Source organism: Streptomyces hainanensis (assembly GCF_004348415.1).
Classification (GTDB): domain Bacteria; phylum Actinomycetota; class Actinomycetes; order Streptomycetales; family Streptomycetaceae; genus Streptomyces; species Streptomyces hainanensis.
The window spans coordinates 1-2,764 of record NZ_SMKI01000692.1; the positions used below are offsets into that span (position 1 = coordinate 1).

Below are 2,764 nucleotides of genomic sequence, written 5' to 3' on the forward strand. Positions count from 1 at the left end.
CCCCAGGGCCCACGCCCGCCGCTCCACCACCCCCACGCTCCGCCCGGGTGAACGGGCCGTGGTGGACGAGGCGGCGTCCCTGCTCCACCGGCAACCTCAAATTTCGCTCTGAGACTAAGAGGCCCACACTTCGACCCCACACGGCTCGGGCATGGTGGTGGTGTGAAGACGACCCTGCGGAACCGGACCTGCGTTCGGAGTGTGGTCATGACAGGAATTTCGTCCCCCTCGTCGGCGCGGTCGTCGGCCCCCTCGACGCCGCCCTCGGTGCCGGAGATCGGCACGATGGCTCGCGACACCTCGCGCGACAAGGTCGGTCGGGTCATGGCTCACCTCTACGGCACGGTCTGGCTCCGCCCGCCCGGCGGCGGCCAGGAGTGGACCGCGCGTCCCGAGGACGTCCACCCGATCTCGGCCAGCGAGTCCCTCAGCCAGCGCGTCGCCGAGGCCAACCAGCGGGCACGCAACGCGCGTTGACCCCGTGCCCACGGGCGATCTCCCCCGCGGTGTCAGACCCGCCCGCTAGGTTGGCCGGTGGTCCCAGCACGGCGACCACCGCACCAGGGGGAAGGCGGCCGCATGTCCACCGATCTCTTCGGCGTACGCGTACTCGACGTCGACCCCACCGAGCGCCGGGCCCGGTTCCGGGTCTTCGCCGTCTACTACGACGAGTCGTGGGATCTCGTGGACCCGTTGCCCGCCGACGCGAGCTTCTTCTTCCGCGTGCTGTGGGAGGCGGCGGCCGGCCGGGGCGGCCCGCGCTTCGGCCCGTTGCGCGACCTGGTCGCCCTCGACGACTTCCTCGACGAGTCCTGGGTGGACCGCCACACCCACCGCTTCGTCGAGCGGTTCACGCGCGTCGCGAGCCGCAACACCCCACTCACCGCCGACGACCTCGGCCGCCTCGCCACCTTCCACTCCGCGCGCGCCGGCCACTGGCAGGACGAGGACGGGCTCGCCCAGGGCGACTTCGACGTGTGGGCCACCGACCCCCGCTGGCTGGCCCCGCTGCGCCCGGGCCAGAGCTGGGGCAGCACGTCGTACGCCACCACCGCGGAGCACCCGGCGCCCGCCGGGTGGCGGGCGGAGTACGCCGACCTGGCCGCGCTCGACGACGCCCACGCCGCGTTCGTGCACGGCTGGCTGCTGCTCGACGAGGGCGACGCGCGGCGGGCCGCCGAGGCGTTCACCACCGCGGCGCGAGCCCGGCACAACGGCGACGACGGCGACGACGGCGCGCACCGCGCGAAGTCGCTCGCCCACCTCGGCGACGCCCACGCGCGGCTCGGGGAGGTCGAGCGGGCCCGGGAGGCGTACCAACGGGCGCTCGCCGTCAGGACGGCGGAGTGGTCGGGCGGCGACCGCCATCGGGCCCGGGCCGCGCTCGGGCTCGGCGCCCTGCCGCACGCCGCGGGTGACGAGGCCGCGGCGCGGGCCGCGTTGGCACGGGCGCGCCCGCTGGCCGGGGGTGATCGGGGGCTGCTGGCGGAGATCCGCCGGCGTGCGGGCGCCGAGACCCTGGTGGACCGGGCCGACCGGCTGCTCTTCGCGGCCGCCGGGCGGCGTCCTTCGGCCGCGGAGCTGGCCGCCGGGTTCGGCTCGGCGGCCCTGGCCCGGTTCGCCCTCGCCGCGTACCAGCGGCGGTTCGACGAGGCCCTGGCGGCCGTCGACGCGTTGGCCGCGCCGCCGCACGCGGACCGCGAGCGCGCCGCCGAGTTCGGCCTCGACCTGGCCGCCGACGAGGAGGGCGTCCAGGACGCGGCGCTGCCGCTGGTGCTGGCCACCGGCGCGGTGGCCCCGGCCTACCGCCGCCACCTGGGCCGGCTGCTGGCCGAGGGCGCGGAGGCCGAGGAGCCGATCCGCCGGCTGGCGCCCGCGCTGTTCGGCCTCCTGGAGCGGAGCGGCGGCCACCACACCGCCGACACGCTCGCCGAGGCCCTGACGGAGGCCGTCCCCGGGGTGGCCGCCACCGTCTTCCACGCGCTCGGCATGGCGGCCAAGGACCGCGACGACACGGCGCGGGCCGCCGACTGGTTCGCCCGCGCCGCCGACCTGCCGGCCCGACCGCACACGGCGGCCAGCGCCGCCTACAACCTGGGCGTCACCCGGTCCCGGCAGGGCCGGTCGGGCGCCGCCGTGCACGCGTTCACCCGCGCCGAGGCGGGCTTCCTCGCCTGTGACGACGCGGCACGCGCGGGCAAGGCCGCCCGTGGCCTCGCCGACCTGGCCAACCGGCGGGGCGACCAGGCCACGGCCTGGTCCGCCTGGTCGCGCGCCGCCTACCAGGAATCCCGGGCCAGACTGCGGAAGGACGCCAGGGCCCGCCAGTCGCTGCTGGCCCTCGCCGACCTCCTCACCGAGTCCGGCGCCGAGGCCGCCGCGGCGGCGGCCCACCGGCTCGCGGGCGACGGCGACGCCGACCGGCCCGCCGCCACGGCCTCGTACCGCTGGTGCGCCACCTTCCACTTCGCGCACTGGATAGCCGACCAGGGCCACCTCGCCCTGGCGGACACCCTGCTCCGCAAGGTCGCCGACGGCACCGGCTCGTACGCGGCCAAGGCCGCGCTCACCCTGGGCGCGCACGCCTACGCCGCGGAGGACGCCACCAGGGCCCGCACCTGGTGGCAGCACACACTGGCCGTCGGCGACGAGCGGCGGCGCCACGAGGCGTCCCTCAACCTCGGCCAACTCGCCAAGCGCGAACGCGACATCGACGAGGCCCTGCGCTGGTTCGCCCCCATCGCCGACTCCACCCACCCCGACG

The 2,764-nt window shown here is 76.9% G+C and carries 2 protein-coding genes; both read left to right on the top strand.

Annotation, left to right across the window (positions count from 1 at the left end; all coding sequences use genetic code 11):
- Positions 1-207: 207 nt before the first annotated feature.
- On the top strand, positions 208-477 hold the full coding sequence (locus E1283_RS34775; protein ID WP_243745314.1) for a hypothetical protein: 270 nt from the start codon (positions 208-210) through the stop codon (positions 475-477).
- 102 nt (positions 478-579) lie between these two features.
- The coding region (locus tag E1283_RS34780; RefSeq protein WP_481906713.1) for an ATP-binding protein at positions 580-2,764 on the top strand (2,185 nt) is incomplete at its 3' end.

What these genes read in the sequence shown, in the direction of transcription:
- E1283_RS34775 (WP_243745314.1), top strand. Translation starts at nt 208, where the DNA reads ATGACAGGAATTTCGTCCCCCTCGTCGGCGCGGTCGTCGGCCCCCTCG.